Origin of the sequence: Staphylococcus sp. Mo2-1, assembly GCF_046721385.1 — a bacterium.
GTDB lineage: Bacteria > Bacillota > Bacilli > Staphylococcales > Staphylococcaceae > Staphylococcus > Staphylococcus equorum_A.
On the sequence record NZ_JBEUUK010000001.1, the window covers coordinates 2,538,713 to 2,559,890 of the forward strand.

The following is a 21,178-nucleotide window of genomic DNA, read 5'->3' on the forward strand; positions in this document are numbered from 1 at the left end:
TGATATGTCAAAATTGCTTAAATTTATCCATAACATAATCTCTACTATTTTTATGATTCACGATAGTCTGTGGATAATCTTTTCCAATTTCAATATGATAAATTTCTTGTAACTTGTCTTTATATTTAGTTGGATCATGAATGTATTTACTGCTCACATCATTAAATATTTCTAGCTGTGTTTTAATAAAATACCCTTGCGCATCAAAACGCTCACTTTGACGTATAGGATTAAACATTCTGAAATAAGGCACTGCATCTGTTCCAGTTGATGCTGACCACTGCCATCCATGTACATTAGATGCATTATCATAATCTATCAAATACTGTCTAAAGTACTCCTCCCCCCAAGTCCAATCAATAAATAAATTTTTCGTTAAAAATTGTGATACGACCATTCGTAAGCGATTATGCATATATCCTGTACGATTCAGCTTCTTCATTGCAAGCATCAACGATTGGGTAACCAGTTTGACCTTTTTTCCATACTTCAAAATGTGTTTTATTATACGACCATTGCATGTTTCGATATTTTTCAGAAAAAGATTTAGTTGCCGTTTCTGGATACTGTGTCATTAACACATAATAAAATTCACGGAATAGAACCTCTCTTATAAAAGCTTCATAATTTTTTTCATCGCTCTCATAATCTTCAAGTAAATCATTTATAATTTCACGAATATCGAGTAGTCCATATGCTAAATTTTTACCTAATCCACTTACAAAATCCTGAGACACATCGTCAGTCAATTTATCATAATGAGCTATGTCACCATTTAAAAAATCATCCCAAGCTTTACGCGCTAACTTTTCTATATCTTTATTATTTTCAAATTTTAAGTCACTTTGATTTGAACCCTTTTCCGCAATTTGAGACAACTGCTTAAATTGATAACTTTTTTTAGGGGTGTGTACTAAGTCCTGACGATTTGCTTTATAAAAACTAGTAAATACTTTATAAGGCTGTTGCTGTTTATTAAAAGTCTTTGTTGGCTCAAAATAATGATTCACGCGCTGTCCAATTACTGTAACTTGGTGATTTTCAAAAGCCTTTTTTACATGAGGATAGTCATATATTTCTTTGTGATAACTCATAATATCTTTTGCTACTAATACGTGAGATAACGCCAATGTTTCTGCTAATTCACCTAGCTTTTCATATGTGACAATATAAGGTTGTATATCATGCTTATCTAAAGCATTTACAAATCCTTTTACAACTTTATGGTAATAGTCACGTTTTACTTCTGATGCGTCAGTTAAATCTTCTAAAGGTAAGATAAAATACAATTTATTTATCTCATTTTGATGCTTCACTATATATTGAAAAAGTGGATTATCTTTCGTTCTAAAAACTCTGTTAAGTATGACTCCTAAATGCATTTTATTGCCTCCCAGCTTGTTTCATACAAATTCACTTTATAATTGTCCTTTAACTTAAGATTGTGTTTTCAATCATATACCCGTTTTAACTTTTGTATAATTCACTAAAAAATAAAATAAATTTTAATACCTTACATATTATAGGCAACTTCAGGGTATATTATTATCAGAGGTGATTAAATTATGAATAACGAACAATTACAAAATGAAATTGAAAATATATTAAATACATCAAAAATAGGTGTCCTATCTACTGCACATAACAATACACCTAATAGTAGATACATGGTATTTTATAATGATGGACACACACTTTATACTAAGACAAGCATTGAGTCTAAAAAAATTGCTGAATTTAAAGATAATCCCAAAGCTCATGTACTTATAGGTTACGATGAAACGAATAATCGTAGTTTTCTAGAAATTGATGCTAATGTTGAAATACTGAAAGATCAAGAGACTATTGATTGGATTTGGAACAAACAAGATAAGTCCTTTTTTGACTCTAAGGATGATCCAAACTTGTGTGTAATTAAAGTAATACCAAAATCCATAAAAATTATGAACGATAAAAAAATAGACACACCACAAACCATTACGTTCGATTAGTTAAAAAGGCGCTTAAAATCACTTTATCAAAAAGTAATTTTAAGCGTTTTTTATATACCATTATTAATATCTTCTAACATAGCATCAACTGTAATTTTAGCACTCGTCAGTACAATTGGCACTCCTGCCCCTGGATGAACACTAGCTCCGAGCAAAATACAAATTTTTGTAATCTCTGCTCACATTAGGCGGTCTGTAATAGTTACTTTGCGCTAAAGTAGGCATTAAACCAAAGGCTGCTCCAAATTTAGCATTATAATCTCCTTCAAAATCCTTAGGCGTATAAATAATTTCTGTCACAACTTGCTTTTTCAAATCTTTTAACGCTTTAATCGTAGAAAGCTTATTGTAAATAATATCTTTCACTTGTGTGATTGTTGACTCATCAGACCAATCCGTATCACCTGTTTTCAATTCTGAAACGGGCATCAGCACATAAATACCTGTTTGACCTTCTGGCGCTAACGACTGATCTTCCACACTAGGAGCGTATACATATATTGATGGATCTTGGGATATTTCCCCGGAAAATATTTCATTGATATTACTATCAAAATCCTTTGAAAATATAACATTATGTAACAAAATTTCTTCGGATAAATCTTTATCAACCCCTATATACATTAAAAAGGCAGAACAAGAATAGTCCATATTATCAATTTTCTGTGTCGTATACTTCTTAGGATGATGTTCATTTTTAATTAAAGATGAAGTAGCATATGGAAAATCAGCAGTACAAATCATTTTGTCATACTTTTCTATATGTCCGTTTACTTTTAGTCCCTCCGCACGCTTATACCTACTATCAATGATAATTTCTTCAACGTTTGCGTTGGTATAAATTTGAGTACCTAATTCTTCATTTAGCGTTTGAAGCGCTCTGACAAAGCTATACATACCACCTTTTATAAAGTGAACGCCAAACATTAACTCTATCATGGGTATAATTGAATACAATGACGGGCTTCGTTTAGGGTCGATACCTATATATAATGTTTGAAACGCTAAAATCTTTTGGATTTTTTCATTATCAACATATTTTTCAATTAAATTATCTGCTTTATCAAATGTTTTGAGTTTCATACCTTGATATATAGTAAAAGGATTATAAAAATCCGTAGGTTTCCTAAACGTACGTTCTAGAAAATATTTTCGTGCTATTTCGTATCTTTCGTATATATCTGTTAAAAAGGACATAAAACCATGTGTAGAGTTAGGTTCAATACTTTCAAGCATATCTCTTAATTGAGCAAGATCTGTAGGAACGCGAATTTGATCTGTTTCACTAAAATAAACATCATATATATGTGATAATTGTTTAATTTCCAAGTAATCATTCATATTTTTTTGAGCGTAATTAAAAACGTCTCGATAAATCTCAGGCATCATTACGATGGTTGGTCCCATATCAAATGTAAATCCATCTTGCTTGATCTGATTCATCCTGCCACCTATTTGTTGGTTCTTTTCATATAAATCTACTTGGTGACCGTTTGTTGCTAATCTTGAAGCTGCAGCTAAACCTGAAACACCGCCGCCTATAACTGCAATCTTCATAATGTTTCACTCCTATTATATTTCGCACTAAGTTCACGATAAATTTTCATTTTTTTCAATTTGCTTACATATACTTTCTTATGCAACGTATAGTTTGCCTTCCTTACTTCCACAAGTATTTCATGATAAGCTATCGTGACTAATTCGATAATGTAACGTACCTCTTCGTCAAAATAATTAATACCGTTTAATGCAATATCATATAACCTAACTGCCTCTGTAGCGTAACTTTCCCACAGTTCTATATAATTTGGCGTAACTCCTTCATAATATATAGAATATAGATTAACTCGATATTGAGCTAATTTTTCTACACTTAGATAAATTCTTCCATTTTGAAAATCTTCGCCGACATCTCTTAAAATATTAGTTATTTGCATTGCCTTGCCTAAAGCAATCGCGGCTTCTTCAGCTTGCTCGAAATTATTTTCATTTGATGAAGTTAATATAGGAGTTAACAATTCACCGACAGTACCTGCCACACCATAGCAATACTCATATAAATCTGAATCAGTTTTCATTTCTTTTAAAACTAAATCTTCCTTCACATATTGAATTAAAGATTCAAAAGGTTTTTTAGGTATTGAATATGTATTCAATGTATTACTTAAAGCATTCATAATAGCCGCATCACTTTGATACGCTTGAATATAATCACAATCGCTATAAATCACATCTAAATCTCTAGCTATGCCGTTTAATTGCTCAAGGTCTTTGTATTTATCAATACTGTCATCTATAATTCTGCAAACTGCATAAATAGCCCAAATTGCTTTTTTCCTTTTTAAATCCAAAAAATCAAAGGCATATGAGAACGTTTTTGAATGTTCTTTCATTATATTGTGACAATGGTTATAATCTCTCTCTAATTGATTCATTTATTGGCCTCCTCAGTAAGCCTAGAACTTCTTGACATTTGTATAAAAAACTAAGCTATAAATCTATTCTACGGCCTTTCCAATATATACGTTTGAATACATTGATATCTAACCATGATTTAAAAAATATCACGACAAAGCATATGAAGAGCAGTGGATGACATAAACTCGCAACGATATTAAAATTTCCTGTTCTTCGAATAAATATATGAAATTGTATCGCATATATAAAATATAGAGTAATAGCTAATAATATATATAACGAGCCTAAATTAATTGAAAAAATTATCGCTAAAACTGTTGTAAGTGAACCAAATAGCCATAAAAATACAAACGTAAGCGTAGACTTTTTAGTTACTTGAGAGCCAAGTGCAAAGTGTTTACTCCAACCCTCTAATAGCGCTTTATATCCTTGAGAATACATTCTAAAATTCACTACACCTTGGCCTTCATGCAAACTAACTGGCAAACCTTGCTGATTATATGCTTTACTTATTGCAAAGCCTTCAATGATTTGATTTTTAGCTTTCAAATGTCCTTGTGTCAATTTATAATCTTGCTTATTTGTCACAAGGACTGGTCCAAACGCGCCTTGCTCATTATTTGCTGATTTCGTGATTGAAAATTGATTCATACCTACGATTGTCATTAAATTAAAAATCGCCGATATATTTTCATATAGCTTTTTTATCTTGTGATAAGGTTGTATTGATAACAAACCTTTACCACCTTGTAAATCATATTGATTGGCTATATTTTGAATACTATCATCACAAGCAAACTGAACATCAGCATCAACAAACATCAATAAATCATGCGTTGCATATTTGCTACCTTGCCAACAAGCATGTGACTTACCTTGCCATGTAGTATCATTTTCAACAGTATATACGCTCGCACCATAATATCTAGCAACAACTTGTGTCTCATCAGTTGAACCATCATCCATAACAATTACTTCTATTTCTTGCTCTTTACTTATACTGTTAAGTAATTTAGGTAAGTTCTCCGCTTCATTTCTAGCAGGTACAATAACACTGACGGCTGTCTGACCTCTTTCTTTTCCGGAGTTATTTATAATCGCTCGACGCGCATACATACACATTCCACTTATTAGTGATAGTATCGTCAATACTATTGCTATTATATAAAGTATCATTCAGCCTCAACTACTTTCTCCATTAATAATAGCTTCTGCTACTTGCATACCACTCAAAGTGACCATAGGCATACCAGCGCCAGGATTTACAGAACCACCTACAAAGTACAAATTTTTGAAGTACTGACTTTTTTAGGAAACTTGAAACCTTTATTTTTCTTCTTATTAGAAACTACGCCATATATAGCTCCTTTATTAGAATTGTATGTATTTTCAATGTCAAGTGGCGTCCATATATCTTCATATACAATGTGCCTTCTCAAATCTTTTAAGCCCATAGACTCTAATTTATTCAATATACGTTCTCGGAATTGCAGATATTCTGCTTCACTAAATGACTTATTCTGAATGTATGGTATGTGTGGCAATATTTTTATATTCTCGTGTCCTTCTGGCGCCTGTGTCTTATCTGTTTTATTTGTATTCACTACATAAATAGTCGGATCTTCAGGCAAAACATACTGGTGAAAAACTTGATCATAATTAACTTTAGAATTACTTGAAAAGAAAAAGTTATGATGTTGAAGCTCTGGATAACTTTTGTCCACACCAAGATGCATGACATAACCTGAACTAGCTGGCTCAAATTTACGTTCCAATTTGTTTATTTGCTTTGCATCAAAATTCAATAAATATTTATAAACAGGGATTACTTCCATATTAGATATAATGTAATCTGCATATATTTCCTCATTACTTTCTATTGTTATCCCTGTCACCTTATTTTGACTATTATAATTGATATGTTTTACGGGGGTGTTAAAATGTATGCCCACACCTAATTTTCTCGCTAATTGTTCCATCGCTTCCGCTAACTTATGAATGCCACCATCTACGTACCACAAACCTTCCTCATGTTGCATTTGAGGTAATAAACTCAATACAGCCGGAGCATCATAAGATGAGGAGCCTACATATTTTATGAAATAACCTAGCATTTCTCTTAAATATGGGTTATCCACCCTTTTATTAATGGCTTGTTGCATTGTACGAAAATAATCGAATTGCTTTAAAGCTGAAAACGGACCATGATAACGAATAATTGCAAACATCGTATCTAATCCCTTACCAAAGTAGCTTTTTTCAGCAACTTGATGTATCTTTTGTGCGTAACTAAAAAACGAAGAAAGTTGCTCTATATCTTTATTTGTTAACGATTCATTATTTGTTAACATATCTTCCATGGATTCATATAAATCTAAAATTTGGCCATCTGGATAAACGTTTCTAATCTGTAAACTTAACTTACGAATGCTAACATAATCTTCTAGCCTTTCATCACATCGTTGAAATAGGCGTTGAAATACTTTAGGCATGGTTAAAATTGATGGACCGAGATCAAATCCATAGTCATCTATGTCTAACCTATTTACCTTTCCACCGATATGCTTATTTTGTTCATATAAATCCACTTGATAGCCTGCTTGAGCCATACAAATTGCGCTAGCAATCCCTCCCAAGCCACCCCCTATGACAACCACTTTCTTATTTCCCATTTAATCACCTTTTCTTTTTTGTAATTTATTATAAATACGTATTAACTTAGGGCGATTATAGCGCTGAACAATCATACAAGGCACATTAGCTATAATGACATATATAAAATTAATTATTTTAACGCTTTTTGACGCTTTAAAAAACGCAATAACAGGAAATATGGATAGCAGATGAACCACCTCTGCACGTCTAGTTTCTAATATAAATCGCTGTATATCATTCATATTTTTAGATAAATCGAAAATCGCTTTACTACTGATATTAGGGTTAAGATTTTGACCGTCTGGCAAATGATCTTTCCAATATTGCACTTTAACTAATTGTTGCCATAATTGACCCTCTTGCTCAATATTCCAACTTCGAAAATACTTATTATCTTTTTCTAAGAACTTATAACTAATACGAGTACCAAGTTGAGCAATAATCATTTGAACTATAAACCAATATAGCGCAATATATATAATCTTTTTCATCAATTTAATGCTCAGATTTCGCTGTATAGCTTGGGTTATCTTTATTTAAATACCAATTACCAGCTGTTAAATAAGTAGCAAAAGCGCTCCAAAGCATATATGGAACTAGTAAAATGCCGGCAACTTTTTTTACATTGAAAAATTTTACAGTTGTTGTAACTACCGCGCCCAGTAATACAACACTCTCTATCAACGCACTAAAGCGTAATTTATATTTGAAGTATAATATCGACCATAGATAATTCAGGCTTAATTGCGTGTAATAAGCACCTTTCAAATCCTTACTAGTAGATTTATTAGTCACTAATGCATAAGCTACGCCCATCGTTGTATAAAGTATTGGCCACACAATTGGAAAGACATAGCCGGGTGGTGAAAAAGGTGGTTTAACATTATTTTTATAATCTTTTCTCGCGTTTTTCACTGCAAATTTCCCTATAAATTTACCGCCTGTAATTGGTGTTATAACTTTTATGATTGATTTAATTATTTCATTTGTTTTCATAGTCAATCTCCTCTTTTTGTAAAAGTAACTAGCCTTTATTTTAGCCTTTACAATTCGGCATTGGACATGTTATTTTTTCTAGCTAAATACTTTTTCAATCCATATACTTTCAAAACAATTGCACCTGTAATAACAATTGGCAAAATAAACTTCTTCATATTAAAGTATTCTCCTTTATTAGTTTTTTGGCTATTAATCTTGAATTTAAAAAGATTCATTACACTTTTATGAACTTTTGCTTGGGTATACTTATATACCCACCAAGGTAACGTCGGTTCATATTCTTGTAACGCTATGATACATGCGTCACTATTAGGTAATCTTCTAAACTCTAATCTCGCATTACCACCATCTGAATCTAAAGCGAAATCTCCACCAACAATTCGATATAAAATTCTCTCATTATCAGAAGCTTTAAAATCTTTAATTAATAATAGTAAGTCCTTATTTAAACACGGCACACTAATCGTAAAGTTATCTTCATTAAAATCACTATTAACGACATTTAATGTGATTTTATTTAAAAAATTTGCATAGGATTCTGCCAATTGAATCATATTTACATCTTTAGGTAAGACTACCCTCGATATTGCTCTAACATCTTTAATATCGCCCTTACGTGATGGCTTCCCTTTCTTTTGTGTCTTAGTTTCTTCTTCCAAGGCATTACGCACACTTTCCTTATAATCAATCTTGCCTATAGAAATGTCTTTCACAATATTTTCATCATTTCTAATCATATCATGAATTAAGCTATCCATTAACGGATAAACCATTTCTTTTGGTACCCCAGAAATAAGTTTCACCCAATATTTACTTAACCAAATGGGAATAATAGGCAAATCTATCGTAGGTAATCGTTTATCTAGTACCTCTGCAGTTTGCTTGAATAAATCTTTATAAGTCATATGACTAGGTCCACCAATATCTATCGATTCGTTCTCATTTGGATTACGCTCTACAATTTTATATAAACCGTCAATCACGTCGTCTATTGCAACTGGCAATGTTGTATTATAAGCCCATTTTGGCAACAACAGGCCAGGTAATCTTTCTACTAATTTTTTTAATATAGGGTAAGAACTTCCTTTAGATCCTATAATCAAACCAGCTCTTAAAGTACTTACTGGTACACCATATGATCCTAAAATCTGTTCGCACTCTAAACGGCTTCTTAAATGTGGTGATAATTCACTTGTATTAGGTATCAAACCACTCATAAATACAATATGCTGAACTTTGTTATAACTTGCGGCTTTAGCAAAATTATCAGCTAATAATGCATCCATATCTTCAAAGCTCGCCCGCGTCAACTTAGCTGAAGGCATCATAGAATGGACAAGATATATAGCGATATCAATGTCCTCCATTACCCCAGTGATTTCATTTAAATCAAACAAGTCAGCTGCCTTCCAAGTAACATTGTGTTCATTTGATTTATTTTCTATATTTCTAGAAATAGCTATAATTTCATAGTTATCTTTTAATTTATTCATTAAGTGACTACCGATATATCCCGAAGCGCCTGTTAATAATATTTTTTTCATATATTTAGCCTCCAAATAGAAAAAGATGAGCAGGTAAACTTTACCTCAGCTCATCTTTTACGTAACGAGCTCACTTGCTCATTATCTTAATTGACAAGAGCTCCAAGTCTCTTACTTAATGTTGTACCCTTTTTAAAACTTTTCAATCTTTATTAGCACGAATTATGAAATAACTCTACGAAATTATCACAATTGTCTAAAAAAGGGATAATACTTGCTTTTTATCTATAGCAAATATTACATTAATATCATCTTTTTCTAACACTTCAATGTATTGCTTCTGATATAGCCTTTGTGCTTCATCTATTAATACAACATCATAATCATCTAAACTTACATTATAAAAATCCCTTATTGACCTAATTTCAAAACCTATAATATCAGATAAGATTTTAGAATTACTTAATTTAGCACATATAAACAATATAACTTTTTTATTTGTATTATAATGTTTTGCAATATCAAATAGAAGTAATGATTTACCTGTTCCTGATTCTCCTTCAATACATATCTTATTAAATGCAGAATTTAATATATCCTCTTTAACTTTTGATTGTAATTGATTTAAATAGTATTTATGATTAGAAAATTCATCTGGTTGACTGTATGGAGAAATTATTAACTTTGATAAATCTATATTTTCTAATTCATTAGACTGACAAAAACTCTCATCTAATAAACTTGATATTTCATTTTCGTTAGTTATTTCTAAAATCCCTTTACTGCTTAATTTATAAATTTCGTTACAATCCAATATGTAAACAAAAGAGAATATTTCCTTGCCTAAAGCTTTTAATACATACCTATGTCTTTTAAGTTGCTCCTCAACTTTTTTCATTCCATTTTTTGGTATTTCACTTTTTAATTCTATATTCAATACAGACCTTTCATTAAATCTTAGCAAATCAAATTCTTCATCAATATTATTGTTAATTTTGTAACCTAAAAAGAAACCAGATAATTTAAGGTACTCATTTTTCCCTTTTAATATTTCAACTAAATTATACAAAGCTTTTAGCTCTCTATCATCTCTACTAATTCCATTTTTTGTATAGTAACAATAGTGATACATTTTAAGAAATGACTTTAATAAATTTTCATTTTCTGTTTCATAAATAGTACTAAAGTACTTAAGATTAAATGGTTTAATAGTAAGCATCTCCTTTTTAAATATTACACAATCTATTTTTTAGTTTTATTTGTGATACGCTTCTCCCCTCATGATCTTAAACGCGCGGTAGACTTGCTCGATTAGAATGACACGCATCATTTGATGTGGAAAAGTCATTTTACTGAATGACAGGGCGTAGTTGTCGCGGTCTAAAACCTCTTGGTGTAGACCGTTTGATCCACCTATAATAAATGTAAAGTCGCTTTGGCCACGCGTCATGCGGCTTTCTATTTCTTTGGCTAATCCTTCTGACGTCAGCATGTTTCCTTTAATCTCTAAAGTAATCACTGTGGATTGTGGTTTTACTTTTGCTAGTAAGCGCTGACCTTCTTTCTCTTTAACTTGCTCTATCTCTTTATCACTCATATTTTCGGGTGCTTTTTCATCAGGTACTTCAATGATTTCTATTTTAGAATAAGCTCCTAATCTTTTTTCATATTCTGCTATAGCTTGTTTCCAGTATTTCTCTTTTAGTTTACCTACTGTGAGTATCGTAATCTTCATAGTTATCCTCCAAAAAATTGTGTAGTAGTTGATAGTTATTATACTTATCCACAAGTTATACACTTATTCACACTATTCCCTCTTATTATAACAGGAATGCATACTGTTTTTTAATAATGTTTACGGTTTCTACACAAAAATGAGTGAATAACCTGTTTATTTGTGGATAACTCTGTGTACAATGTGGGTACTTCCCTGTGAATTGTGCACATCTCTGGATAACTATGTATAATTCCGTGGATAAGTTCGAGGTTGTCTTACATACTTATTCACAGGATTTACATTATCTTCATACTATCTTTGCTGAATCCTTACTACATAACCATTCCACCAATTGTTATAATTATCCGTCAATTGCATATAGTTATTTTCAGTTAAGACATAGGGTTGTATGCCCATATATTCCTTCTTTTATCGAGTAAATTTTCCTATAAAAATACTCTCATTAAATGTTTTTCATCTAACATGTATGCTAGAAAAATGTAAAAAAAACCGATACCTCCTATTGAGATGTCGGCTAATTCGCTTTGATATTGATCATGGATTACAGTAGCTTCCACTACTGCATTAAGAAAATCTAAATTTCAAAGAAGTTAAGATTTTCTATAATGTATATATCGGTGTTGCTTTGGCTTTATCGGTATCGCATAGCAATACTTCTTTTTCTGTGTCGATGTCATGATCATTGAGCACTTGTCCAACGCTCATGCGTGCCAAGTCTTTCATGTTGTTGTCTTGTGATAAGTGAGACAGGTAAATGCGTTTTGTGCTGCCTGTGATGACGTCTGTCATTGCTAAGCCTGCATCTTCGTTTGAAACGTGTCCCATATCACTAAGTATTCGTTGTTTCGTCTTCCATGGATAACCGCACATGCGTAACATATCCACATCGTGATTACTTTCGAAGATAAAAGCATCACTACCTTGAATCATACCTTTCATGCGGTCCGAAACGTAACCTGTATCTGTTAAAATCGTAAATTTCTTATAATTATTATGGAAAATGTAGAATTGCGGATCTATCGCATCATGTGAAACATTAAACGATTCGATATCAAATCCGAGCAATTGATTTCGTTTCATATGGATTAAAAATGAATTTCTGATCCATTGGAATCTTACTATCTTTCTTTTCAATGGCTGTCCACGTTTTCTCATTCGCATAAATCGGCAAACCATATTTACGTGCTAACACACCTAGACCTTTAATATGATCTGTGTGTTCATGTGTAACTAAGATGCCGTTTAAATCTTTAATTTGTTTGTCTATTTGTCCAAATAGCTCTTCCATTTTTTTCCCTGTCAAACCCGCGTCGACAAGAATACTACCTTTATCACTTTCCACATAAGTGGCGTTCCCTGTACTGCCACTCGCCAATGCGCTCATACGTATCAAGCGATTCACCCTTTCTAATCTATTGCTTCTATTACTTATGGGGCAGTCTCCGGTTTATGTGCCATCAACATGCCCTCTGTCTAATTATTTATTATAATAAACTAATTTATTTAAGTTTTTGAGAATATGAAACGAGCTCTTTTTCAAAAATTAGCTTAAGCTATCTGCAAAATTCTAAGTATATGATACGCTTATGAACCATTTCATACTTCTTTAATAACTCTCATTAACAGTATTTAATTTTAACATACTTTTAGCTTTCAGCATGTCCAAATTGTTTATTTAGATACTAATCTATCTTTTAAATTCCATTAATCACGTTCTAAAAAGTTATTTAATAATGATGCGTGACTTGTAAAAATTTTTGGCGAGACACCTGAGGAAACAACACGAGTCGAAGCTACAGGCTAAGGCAGTTTCCGCGGAAAGCGTGCATAAAAAAACTGCCAACAAAGTCGGAGACTTTGTTGGCAGTTTGAGCACACCTTACTCAAAAGGGTGTGCGTTTTAATTTCATTCTCAACTTATCCACAGTTATCCACAAGATTATTCTTCAATAATTTTCGGACTGTCCGCTACGGCTTCGACATAATATGTTTTAATCTTGTCGCCGTGTTTTACTTTGATTTCCCAATTGGCTTCAAGCACTTGAACGTTCGGCTCTTTAACAACAGTATAGTAGCCCAGTCTTGCATTGGTTACTTCGTCATTGCGTTTGAGATAACGATTATAGTAAAGGTCCTCGATGGCACTTCGCGCTGTGTTCACTTGCTTTTTATCGTTATTCGTACCTTCTGAAGGCTCGATAGATTTCATAGCAGTTTGTTCATAACTTGAAGCTTTGCCATTTTCAACGTTAAATTCCAATTTCGCTCTACTATTATTCATAATTGGATAATCATTATATGTTTGTTCAAATGTAACTTTTTCATCATCAATATGGCTCATTTCGTAGTCTTCACCTTTATAGACGCCGCCTTTGACATACGATTTAAGGTCGGTGAATTGATCATTACTGATGTTAATTGGGTCACTAATATCGCCTTTGGCTACTGCGCCTGAATGCTCGCTCGTAATACTTGGACGTGTCTTCGCATAAGATGAGAAGTCATTCGATCTTGCTGTCAGTAATTGCATTTTCAAACCATTCACACTTGGGAGGTTTTCTGGAATTTTAATTTCTTCTTGTTTAAAATTCACTGCATTTTCGTCTTCACTATCGCTAATTTGTGATTTATTCACTTTATCCACGTAGATAATAATCAGGCTAATGTTGACTAGAATAAATACGATAATAAATAATGTTTTTGCGCGTTTCCAGTTCATTTATTCTAGCCCCCCATCGTTGTATGCATGCCATTCGCCTTTATACTCTACATGCCATTGTGGTTTGAATTCACTATTACGTTGAATTTCGATGTCGCTACCATCATCTTTATGTTCCATGTTGTATCCAATCGTCATGTTTGTTACTTCTTCAAAGTCGATTTCAGGATTATTTGCCAGTTCTGAACGGACTGTTTCAGCACCTGGTAAATCTATTTCATCTTCCCCGCTATCTATCGTGACATTTGATTTTAACAATGCACGTGCATAGCTGAAGACGCCTTTGTCGCTCCATGAGACTTTAATATTATTCAAGTCGTCATCATTGAAGGTTGGACGGCCGTTTAAGAACATTTGATATGTTAGTTCGCCGCCTTTATTATCTGTGCTGAACAGTCTGTAATCGTCTGTAAAGCCACCATGATTGTTGATGTAATCATAAGTACTTGGAATACTGTCTTGCATGTTTGTTGAACGATCCTCATCTTCTGAGAGATTCGTGTAACGATATTTTTCATTATCTTCACTGTAGTTGGCGACGCCGGTGTTGTTATTGTATGTCGCTGTACCGCTTTTCGTGCTACGTACGACTACAGAGTCATTGAAGAGTATAGAATTCATCGTATCGACACTAATGCGATTATAAATCGTGTGGTATGATTTTAAACCTTTAGGTGCCTTCGGTGCAAAGATATGCGTAGCCTTATCGATGGTATCTTTATTGGTAATAATCTCTGTATATGGCTTCATACTTTTCTGTTGTTCTTTCATTTGTTTAGCCAATGAACTGATCTTCGCCGTCGTCGTCATACGTACGACATTATGACGATCTTTACTAACAGCATAGAGTTTAACTTTGCCATCTTGATTGTCATCAATTAATAAACGGTCGAATTTAAAGTTATTTGGTACTTTGGCATCGATGTTTAATACTTGGCCTAAATAGGTTGCTAGTGGCATGTCATAACTGAAATCCAGTACTAAAAATTCATCGCTTAAGTCTGGAATAATCAAATTATGATTACTATGCATTTGTTCGGCATGTAATACACGTTGGTTTTTCAAGGGACTAATCGTCTCTTCGACGTTGCCACGTGTTGCTTCCATACCTTCTGTATCTTCACCATTAGAGTGAATGACTTGATAAGGGGCAACAACTTTACTCATGCCTTGCTCGAGCGGTTTACCTATCGTATTTGCTTTTGCATCTTTATTGCTACTATCTTGTTGATCTACGCTCGCTAAGTCTGGTGAAAAGTTCCACGTCATGTATGTCAGCACAACACTCATTAATACTAAAAGGTATAGGATGATGGATTTGATTAACTCTTTACTCCGCATCCCAATCACCATCTTCTAGTACTTCACATGGCAGTGTAATGAAGATTGATGTGCCTTGTCCTTCTACACTGTTTGCCCAAATGCGACCATTATGTGCTTCAACAATTTCTTTGGAAATGGCTAAGCCTAAACCTGTACCACCCATTTTACGCGTACGTGCTTTATCCACACGGTAGAAACGGTCAAAGATTTTATCTACTTTATTGATTGGAATACCAATACCATTATCTTTCACACGTATCGTCATACGATTGTATAACGCGTTCTGTTTCACGTGAAACTCTACACGTTTATCGCCGCGAGAATACTTCATCGCATTGGTAATGACATTATCAAATACTTGTGTCATTTTGTCTGGATCGATTTCTGTGAAAATCGTATTATTAGGAATTTCACGGACAAATGTCGTTTCTTTATCGGACATTTCGTGACGGTTAATAATTTTGTTAATAAACATATTAAAGTCTATGATTTCTTTCGTAATTTGATCGGATTCGTTATCCATTTTAGATAATTGTAAGAGGTCATTTACGAGACGTATCATACGTTCTGTTTCTTCACGTGTTACGGATAGGAATTGTGGTGCAAGTTCTTTATCTTCCCAAGCACCGCTTTCTAACGCTTCGATGTAGCTGTTCATAGATGTCAGTGGTGTACGTAATTCATGTGAAACATTTGCTACGAACTCACGACGTTCACGTTCTACTTGTTGTTGCTCTGTAACGTCATGTAGTACGGCAATGTAACCTGTCACAAATCCTGTTTCTTGAACGATTGTACTAAAGTTCACACGTGCAATAATACCTTCGTTTTCATTAATATCTAATAAGAAACTATCATTATTCTCTTGAATTTCATCTAAAGAGAATTCTTCCTCTAATTTAAGGACGTTTAACATGTAGTCTCCGATAATATCTTCTTTTAGTGAGCCCATCATCGTCAATGCCATATCGTTAACAATACGTACACGACCACGGCGATCGGTCGCAATAATACCATCACTCATATGTGTGATAACTGAGTCTAAACGACGTTTCTCACTTTCGGTATTCGCTTGTGCTTCTTGTACACGTTTCGATAGATTATTAAAGGCAAGTGCCGGCTCACCAATCTCATCGTTACCGTATATTTTTACGCGTTGCGTATAGTTACCTTTAGACATCTCTGCGGCTTGGTTACGCATATCTGTAATAGGTTTCGTAATCGTACGCGCAATGAAGAAACCAAGGATGACAGTAATTAATAAGGAAATCCCTGTACCCACGATAAAGATTTGGTTGATGCTCGCTAAGTTGTTTAAATACATCGTTAATATCCGCTTCGATATAGACGTTACCTATTGTTCCGTCGTTCGATGTTTTAACTGGTAAGTTATATACCCATACACGTTGTTTGCCGTTACCGTAATCTTTTAACACGGTATGGCTATTAATTTCGCCTAAAGATAAAGCTTTTTGGATAGAGTTATCGTTTGCTTTTTGATTTATTAGACTACGCGTAGACTGCTTTGAAGTGGCCATAATAATCTGATCTTTATCAATAAAGCGGATTTCTTCTATTTCTTGTCTATTCGCATACTCATTTAATAAGTTTTGAACTTCTTTTTGAGCATTAACCGAATTGTCTTCGTCATAGACTTTTTCTATATTAATTTCGATTTGTTTCGCGTATTGCGAAATATTATTTTTAAATGTTTGTGTTAATTCTTTTTCTAGACTATTGGTAAAATATAAACCGATAATTTGCATACCGATTACAATGAGCAACACATAGACAATAACAAGTTTCGTGTGTAAAGACTGAAAATATTTAAGCCATTTCATTTATAAGCGTCCCCTAGTCATGTTGTTGGAGGAAATATCCAACGCCACGACGAGTTACTATATATTCTGGATGAGATGGATCATCTTCGATTTTTTCACGTAAGCGTCGAATTGTTACGTCTACTGTACGCACGTCACCAAAATAGTCATAACCCCAAACAGTTTGCAATAAATGTTCACGTGTCATTACTTGACCCATATGTTTAGATAAGTAATGGAATAATTCGAATTCACGGTGTGTTAAGTCAATTTCCCCACCACGTTTTTTGATAGAGTATGCATCTGGATAAATAACAATGTCTTTAATAGAAATTTCATTGGATGCATTATCTACTTCTTGTGCTTGGTTGTGAATAATGACGACGTAAGTTTGCTTTCACACGTGCAATTAATTCGCGTGTACTAAACGGTTTTGTTACATAATCATCTGCGCCAAGCTCAAGACCTAATACTTTATCAATTTCTGAGTCTTTTGCTGTAAGCATAATAATCGGCATTTCGAATTTTTTACGTACTTCACGACATACTTCCATGCCGTCACGTCCTGGTAACATAATGTCTAATAACACGATGTCGGGTTCTTCTTCATATATTAAATCAACTGCATCGTCACCGTCGTAAGCACAAAATACTTCGTAACCTTCTTTTTTTAGGTTAAATTCTAAAATATCAGCAATTGGTTTTTCATCATCGACTACAACAACTTTTCTAGCCATATTTATAAACCTCATTTCTAAATTGTAGTACGTTCATTTTTAAAAATTCTACGTCTTTCTCTCTAGTATAATTTACCATTTATAACCTATTAATTCTATTTTTCTAAATAGAAAATTATATTTGTATATTGTAAAATTATAACATTGTTCGTATTAAATGGGTACTTATCGATAAATCATAGATGCATCAAGTGTAAACAATATCAGCGTATCAATCGAACTTCTTGCCTATAACCCATATACAGCCTACATTTAAGCTCCATTTTAAGAAGCATGTAATACGCATACATCATCCATACCAAAATCAAAAAAAGTGATACATATATGAAGTAACGGGTCATGTATTCAGATTACAGCGAATAATGATTCATTCGCTCTAATTTCTACATGTATGCGTCGCTTATTTATATGTATCACTTATTATTTTTAGATTGTTTTCGTTTTTTTAACAAATAGAGACAGTATAAATCCAATTATCGTTAAACCTACTATAAAGAAGAAGGTATATTGGACACCATGTGCTAGTACAACTTCTTGTGCGGCATTTGGGTTAGTTGAACCGAATGACTTCATTGCCGTTGTATAAATTGTAATGGCAATCGCTGTACCGAGCAGAACCGCCTACTTGAATTAATGTCGTAATCGTTGCTGAACCATCTGCATAAAGTTGATGTGGCAACTGATTTAAAGCGTTGGTTTGTGCTGGCATCATAACCATGGATATACCAAAGAATAGCACCATGAATGCGAGAATGATTGCCCATACAGGTGTAGACGCTGAAATCATGAACGCAAATGAGATTGCTGAGATAAACATAAGTACGAAGCCTATAATACCAAAGTATCTCGCGCCGAAGCGATCAAATAACGAGCCTATAACTGGTGACAATACTAAGTTCACGGCGTTACCTGGTAATAAGATTAAACCAGCGACAGCAGAACTAAATAATAGCGCACCTTTTAGATAGAGTGGTAATAAAATACCTGTAGATAATATACATAAAATCGTTATGAACACCATTGCCGCACCTAATATAAACATTGGGTACTTAAATACGCTTAGGTTAAGCATCGGTGAATCGATTTTAAACTGACGCACGATGAAGATTGCTAATCCAATGAGACCAATCAATAATGGTAACCAAACGATTACATCTGTAAACGCCGCTTCTGCCATTGAACTTAGTGAGAATACAAGACCTGCAAAACCAATCGTCGATAAGAAAATCGATAAAATATCAATTCTAGGTTTCGTAATTTCACCAACATTTTCAACATGTGAAAATGCCATCAATAATACGACAATATATAAAATTGCGCTAATCCAGAAGATGAAGTGCCAACTTGATGCTGAAATAATAATACCTGATAACGTCGGCCCAAGTGCTTGGACCTGCTGTGATAACAAGTCCCATAATACCCATCACTGCACCACGTTTTTCAATTGGGAAGATTAACATCAGTACGGTCATCATAATCGGTAACAAAATACCTGTACCTAATGCTTGTATAATACGTCCTAATAATAACAAACCAAAGTTAGGTGCAAGTGCGCCTACGATGACGCCTAATAAAGATAATAATATGCCTGTAATGACTAGAGACTTTGTATTAAACCATTTGATTAAATACGAAGATGCGGGAACTAAACAAGCCATGACGAGTAAATAACCTGTTGTTAACCATTGTACAGTTGCTGCTGAAACTTGAAAATCAGCCATGATATCTGTTAAAGCCATATTTAATGCTGTTTCACTAAACAGACCCATAAATCCACCAATCATTAATACGAGTGCGTACATTTTTGGATTTTTCACTATTACTTGTGTTGCCATTTGATATACTCCTTTTTATGGTAAACGAAGTATAAGTATAATTAAGAGATAATAAAGTGAGTGTTACCTTGAAGTACATATTCAAGTGTATAGCAATCGTGCTTTGTCGCTCATTTTATTAAATTCATCTCCACGCTTTACTACTTATTCCTATATTTCCATTTCATTTTAGTCTATATAAATTGAACATCGGTTTAGTATCACCCAGGAAATAATTTAAATCATGATGACAACAAACAACGTCCGCTCAATATGAACTTACTTACTGTACCAAATTTTCTGAAAAAATGTCAACCCAGTTGACAAATTTATTTTCGAAAAAATTAAGCATCAAACAATTGCTTCTGTTGTCTGACACCTAAGTATCTATTTATTCAATATCTTCTAAACGCCAATCTTGCTTTAGTACTTGTTTAAGTTGCTCTAACTGTGTACTACCAATCATTGTTTCTATATGCGCAACGAGTTGTAATTTATGTTCTACATACTGTTCAAAACACTGCAGACCTAATGTAGTTAAGTTTACGCATTTTTCTTTTTTATTGTTGGGCACAGCTTCAACTTGAACGACACCTTTGTGCTCTAATTGTTTAATCGCTTTATGAATAGCTTGGCGTGTAAGATGAATTTTTCTAGTAAGTTCGGCAAAAGTTGGTTTCTCATAATTGATTTTATCAATCAGATACCATTCTGAGCCGCTGAAGTGAACATCTTGTATTTGCTCTGAAGTTGTGGATTCCAAGGTTTGTCTAAGCGCACTGTGACGTTCACTAATTAAATCTATGAGATCCAATCCCTCTATACTTTTATCATTTGCCATACTTACACTCCTCACATTAATTTCATATGATGCTATGCCAATAAATGCTCATCGTCACTGGGACATCTCGTTATGTTTATGCTGAATATTGATATTGGTCTACCATATGCTCATTTATCATAAGCAATTTTTTTATCAAATTCAAATTAAGCTCATTTTATAGCTTCTATATGTAATAACACTAGTATAATCAAATGATAATGATAACAAAAAATGCCCATCCTATTGGATGGGCATTATACGGTCTCGACGGGAATCGAACCCGCGATCTCCTGCGTGACAGGCAGGCGTGTTAACCGCTACACTACGAGACCTAAAAAATGGTGACTCCTACGGGACTCGAACCCGTGTTACCGCCGTGAAAGGGCGGTGTCTTAACCGCTTGACCAAGGAGCCTGTCTTAAGCACAAGTTAAATTATACCAAGTCTCTAGAAGGAAGACAAGCTCTTTTTTTAATTTTATTAGTATAATTTTCTATATTAATTGTATAAAGTTAGTATTTAAAGATTTATTTTGAAAAAACTGCTATAAAGCCATTAATGAAAATGCAAAAAACTTCAAATTGATTCAATGCCATGTAAATAATTTATATTTTAAAACAAAACTATTCAACTTAAAATCTTTTTTGTTTTCAAAAC

The 21,178-nt window shown here is 33.4% G+C and carries 11 protein-coding genes, 2 tRNA genes and 7 pseudogenes; 1 reads left to right on the forward strand and 19 read right to left on the reverse strand.

Annotated elements, in window-relative coordinates; all coding sequences use genetic code 11:
• Nucleotides 1–7: 7 nt before the first annotated feature.
• Nucleotides 8–1,382 (reverse strand): annotated as a pseudogene (locus ABLV95_RS12955) (cryptochrome/photolyase family protein).
• 183 nt (nucleotides 1,383–1,565) lie between these two features.
• Here ABLV95_RS12955 and ABLV95_RS12960 point away from each other — a divergent pair.
• Nucleotides 1,566–1,991, forward strand: a complete 426-nt coding sequence (locus ABLV95_RS12960; protein ID WP_427705715.1) for a pyridoxamine 5'-phosphate oxidase family protein — start codon at nucleotides 1,566–1,568, stop codon at nucleotides 1,989–1,991.
• Nucleotides 1,992–2,041: 50 nt separating this feature from the next.
• On the opposite strand, the pseudogene ABLV95_RS12965 reads toward ABLV95_RS12960, so the two are convergent.
• The 18 genes and pseudogenes from ABLV95_RS12965 to ABLV95_RS13050 all read right to left on the reverse strand — a co-directional run bounded on the left by ABLV95_RS12965 (nucleotide 2,042) and on the right by ABLV95_RS13050 (nucleotide 20,935).
• A pseudogene (locus ABLV95_RS12965) lies at nucleotides 2,042–3,548 on the reverse strand (phytoene desaturase family protein).
• Nucleotides 3,545–4,426, reverse strand: coding sequence for a phytoene/squalene synthase family protein (locus tag ABLV95_RS12970; protein ID WP_460875938.1), 882 nt, complete (start codon nucleotides 4,424–4,426; stop codon nucleotides 3,545–3,547). Before ABLV95_RS12970 ends, ABLV95_RS12965 begins: the two are co-directional and overlap by 4 nt.
• A gap of 55 nt (nucleotides 4,427–4,481) precedes the next feature.
• Nucleotides 4,482–5,525, reverse strand: a complete 1,044-nt coding sequence (locus ABLV95_RS12975) for a glycosyltransferase family 2 protein (RefSeq protein ID WP_432722999.1) — start codon at nucleotides 5,523–5,525, stop codon at nucleotides 4,482–4,484.
• Nucleotides 5,526–5,591: 66 nt separating this feature from the next.
• Nucleotides 5,592–7,081 (reverse strand): annotated as a pseudogene (locus ABLV95_RS12980) (phytoene desaturase family protein).
• The gene (locus ABLV95_RS12985; RefSeq protein WP_427705707.1) at nucleotides 7,082–7,555 is read right to left on the reverse strand and encodes a glycosyl-4,4'-diaponeurosporenoate acyltransferase CrtO family protein; all 474 of its coding nucleotides are present in this window, start codon (nucleotides 7,553–7,555) and stop codon (nucleotides 7,082–7,084) included.
• Between the two features lie 4 nt (nucleotides 7,556–7,559).
• Nucleotides 7,560–8,060, reverse strand: a complete 501-nt coding sequence (locus ABLV95_RS12990) for a TspO/MBR family protein (RefSeq protein WP_427705705.1) — start codon at nucleotides 8,058–8,060, stop codon at nucleotides 7,560–7,562.
• A gap of 47 nt (nucleotides 8,061–8,107) precedes the next feature.
• Nucleotides 8,108–9,607, reverse strand: coding sequence for an NAD-dependent epimerase/dehydratase family protein (locus tag ABLV95_RS12995; RefSeq protein WP_460872223.1), 1,500 nt, complete (start codon nucleotides 9,605–9,607; stop codon nucleotides 8,108–8,110).
• A 196-nt stretch (nucleotides 9,608–9,803) separates the two neighbouring features.
• The gene (locus ABLV95_RS13000) at nucleotides 9,804–10,766 is read right to left on the reverse strand and encodes an AAA family ATPase (RefSeq protein ID WP_460872224.1); all 963 of its coding nucleotides are present in this window, start codon (nucleotides 10,764–10,766) and stop codon (nucleotides 9,804–9,806) included.
• Between the two features lie 36 nt (nucleotides 10,767–10,802).
• A complete protein-coding gene (gene rlmH / locus ABLV95_RS13005; protein ID WP_460875941.1) occupies nucleotides 10,803–11,282 on the reverse strand; it encodes a 23S rRNA (pseudouridine(1915)-N(3))-methyltransferase RlmH in 480 nt (159 codons plus the stop codon).
• Between the two features lie 603 nt (nucleotides 11,283–11,885).
• Nucleotides 11,886–12,687: pseudogene (locus tag ABLV95_RS13010) on the reverse strand (MBL fold metallo-hydrolase).
• A 537-nt stretch (nucleotides 12,688–13,224) separates the two neighbouring features.
• Complete coding sequence (locus ABLV95_RS13015; protein ID WP_460875943.1) at nucleotides 13,225–14,004, reverse strand: two-component system regulatory protein YycI; 780 nt, start codon at nucleotides 14,002–14,004, stop codon at nucleotides 13,225–13,227.
• Nucleotides 14,005–15,345 (reverse strand): YycH family regulatory protein, encoded by a 1,341-nt coding sequence (locus ABLV95_RS13020; protein WP_427705695.1) that lies wholly within the window; start codon nucleotides 15,343–15,345, stop codon nucleotides 14,005–14,007. It abuts the gene before it with no gap.
• Nucleotides 15,335–17,168, reverse strand: a pseudogene (walK, locus tag ABLV95_RS13025) (cell wall metabolism sensor histidine kinase WalK). Before walK ends, ABLV95_RS13020 begins: the two are co-directional and overlap by 11 nt.
• A gap of 13 nt (nucleotides 17,169–17,181) precedes the next feature.
• Nucleotides 17,182–17,884, reverse strand: a pseudogene (yycF, locus tag ABLV95_RS13030) (response regulator YycF).
• Nucleotides 17,885–18,310: 426 nt separating this feature from the next.
• Nucleotides 18,311–19,719, reverse strand: a pseudogene (locus ABLV95_RS13035) (DHA2 family efflux MFS transporter permease subunit).
• Nucleotides 19,720–20,089: 370 nt separating this feature from the next.
• Nucleotides 20,090–20,539: a MarR family winged helix-turn-helix transcriptional regulator gene (locus ABLV95_RS13040; RefSeq protein ID WP_460875945.1), complete on the reverse strand. Its 450-nt coding sequence runs from the start codon at nucleotides 20,537–20,539 to the stop codon at nucleotides 20,090–20,092.
• A 241-nt stretch (nucleotides 20,540–20,780) separates the two neighbouring features.
• Nucleotides 20,781–20,853, reverse strand: a tRNA-Asp gene (locus tag ABLV95_RS13045).
• Nucleotides 20,854–20,860: 7 nt separating this feature from the next.
• Nucleotides 20,861–20,935 (reverse strand) — tRNA-Glu (locus ABLV95_RS13050).
• Nucleotides 20,936–21,178 lie beyond the last annotated feature (243 nt).

Excerpts from the sequence above, each read along its gene's own strand:
- ABLV95_RS12970 (WP_460875938.1), bottom strand. The coding sequence starts at position 4,426 with ATGAATCAATTAGAGAGAGATTATAACCATTGTCACAATATAATGAAA.
- ABLV95_RS12960 (WP_427705715.1), top strand. The coding sequence starts at position 1,566 with ATGAATAACGAACAATTACAAAATGAAATTGAAAATATATTAAATACA.
- ABLV95_RS12975 (WP_432722999.1), bottom strand. The coding sequence starts at position 5,525 with ATGTATGCGCGTCGAGCGATTATAAATAACTCCGGAAAAGAAAGAGGT.
- ABLV95_RS13000 (WP_460872224.1), bottom strand. The coding sequence starts at position 10,766 with ATGCTTACTATTAAACCATTTAATCTTAAGTACTTTAGTACTATTTAT.
- ABLV95_RS12995 (WP_460872223.1), bottom strand. The coding sequence starts at position 9,607 with ATGAAAAAAATATTATTAACAGGCGCTTCGGGATATATCGGTAGTCAC.
- ABLV95_RS12990 (WP_427705705.1), bottom strand. The coding sequence starts at position 8,060 with ATGAAAACAAATGAAATAATTAAATCAATCATAAAAGTTATAACACCA.
- ABLV95_RS13040 (WP_460875945.1), bottom strand. The coding sequence starts at position 20,539 with ATGGCAAATGATAAAAGTATAGAGGGATTGGATCTCATAGATTTAATT.
- ABLV95_RS13020 (WP_427705695.1), bottom strand. The coding sequence starts at position 15,345 with ATGCGGAGTAAAGAGTTAATCAAATCCATCATCCTATACCTTTTAGTA.
- ABLV95_RS12985 (WP_427705707.1), bottom strand. The coding sequence starts at position 7,555 with ATGAAAAAGATTATATATATTGCGCTATATTGGTTTATAGTTCAAATG.
- rlmH (WP_460875941.1), bottom strand. The coding sequence starts at position 11,282 with ATGAAGATTACGATACTCACAGTAGGTAAACTAAAAGAGAAATACTGG.
- ABLV95_RS13015 (WP_460875943.1), bottom strand. The coding sequence starts at position 14,004 with ATGAACTGGAAACGCGCAAAAACATTATTTATTATCGTATTTATTCTA.